2 protein-coding genes are annotated in these 1,254 nt (G+C 61.2%); one reads left to right on the top strand and one right to left on the bottom strand.

Translation table 11 applies throughout. The features are described 5' to 3' along the window. Nucleotides 1-74: 74 nt before the first annotated feature. Nucleotides 75-677, bottom strand: a complete 603-nt coding sequence (locus HT737_RS11965; RefSeq protein WP_182402646.1) for a DUF2796 domain-containing protein — start codon at nucleotides 675-677, stop codon at nucleotides 75-77. Nucleotides 678-812: 135 nt separating this feature from the next. Here HT737_RS11965 and HT737_RS11960 point away from each other — a divergent pair, with 135 nt between their 5' ends. Continuing rightward, nucleotides 813-1,172 carry a hypothetical protein gene (locus HT737_RS11960; protein WP_182402644.1) on the top strand — a complete coding sequence of 120 codons (360 nt, stop codon included), beginning with the start codon at nucleotides 813-815 and terminating at the stop codon, nucleotides 1,170-1,172. Nucleotides 1,173-1,254 lie beyond the last annotated feature (82 nt).

Raw genomic sequence — 1,254 nt, 5'->3', positions numbered from 1 at the left:
TTTTGATCCTGTTTCTAAAGGCAAGATCAAAAGATCGCAGCTTCGGCAGCTCCTACAGGGGATATTTCAGGCAATCAGAATTTCAGGGCGGCAGCCTTGGCGGTCACTTCGGTGCCTTGCTGGCCGCTCGGGCCGATCAGTTGTACCTGAATTTTCTGGGTGGCCGGGAAGGTATTGAAGATGTTTGCCAGATCCAGGGTCTTCAAGGCGCCCGGGGTGGCGCAAGTGAATTGGTAGTGGGCGTGGATTTCGCTGTGATCGTGGTGATGCGCTTCACCGCCCTTGGCATCTTCGTCGTGGTCATCATCGTCATGCTCGTCGGCAGCCGGCTTGTCGCCGAACAGCGGACTTTGCAGTTCCTGGCTGGCCACTTTGCACCCGGCGGCGGTTGGCAGGCTGAACAGCGCCAGCGGGTTTTCCAGTTTGGCGCGGGCGGCGGCGACCTTGGCCTTGTCGGCGTCGCTGGTGGCGGCATGTTCGAAGCCCACCAGGTTCATCGCCGGGCTTTCCAGTTCCAGCTCCAGGGTCTGGCCGTCGAGTGCAGCATTCAGGCGGCCGACGCCATGTTCGTGGGCACCGAGGCTGCCGTGCTCGTGGTCGTGATCGTGCTCATCGGCGGCATGGGCGATGGCCAGCGGCAACAGGGCAAACGGCAAAGCGAGGAGCAGACGACGCATGGCGGTCTCCGGAAAGTAAAGTGAAGAGTTTGTTATGTAATCTTATAACGAAAGTGCGCAGAGTTTGCCCGTGCGCTTGGCGTTGCACAAGTCCCGTGGGAGCATGCAGGTCAGAAATGTGCAGGAGCGAAGCAGATGTTGCGGATACGCGGAACCGTTGGCGCGACGCCGGTGGATTTGACGGTGGAGCTGGATGACAGTGATTGGGCGAAGCTCGGCGCAGCCCTTGGCGCGCAGCCGCAGGGTGATCAGCCTGAAGCGGCATTGAGCACGCCGGCAGCGAAACCACTGAACCAGGACGATGCGTTGTGGCAGGTCGCGCAGGGTCTGTTGCGCAAGGCCGGGCAGCTCAGCGGGCCGGATCTGCTGGAGCAGCTTGAGGGATTGACTGGCAGCGCCTCGGCGGGCAAGCGCTTGCTGGTGCGCTTGCGCCACAGTTCACAGGTGAAAGTGGCGAGCGGCGGGGATACGCCGCTCTACAGCTGGGTCGAGTGAGCCGCAAAAGATCGCAGCCTGCCGGCAGCTCCTACAGTCTCACCCATGTTTTTGTCGGATGAACCTGTAGGAGCTGCCGAAG

Origin of the sequence: Pseudomonas sp. MD195_PC81_125 (genome assembly GCF_014060985.1) — a bacterium.
GTDB lineage: Bacteria > Pseudomonadota > Gammaproteobacteria > Pseudomonadales > Pseudomonadaceae > Aquipseudomonas > Aquipseudomonas parakoreensis.
The sequence above is the reverse complement of the archived record's forward strand: the minus strand, read 5'-3'. Positions and strand labels throughout refer to the sequence as shown.

Coding starts and splice junctions, on each gene's coding strand:
- HT737_RS11965 (WP_182402646.1), bottom strand. CDS start 677: ATGCGTCGTCTGCTCCTCGCTTTGCCGTTTGCCCTGTTGCCGCTGGCC.
- HT737_RS11960 (WP_182402644.1), top strand. CDS start 813: ATGTTGCGGATACGCGGAACCGTTGGCGCGACGCCGGTGGATTTGACG.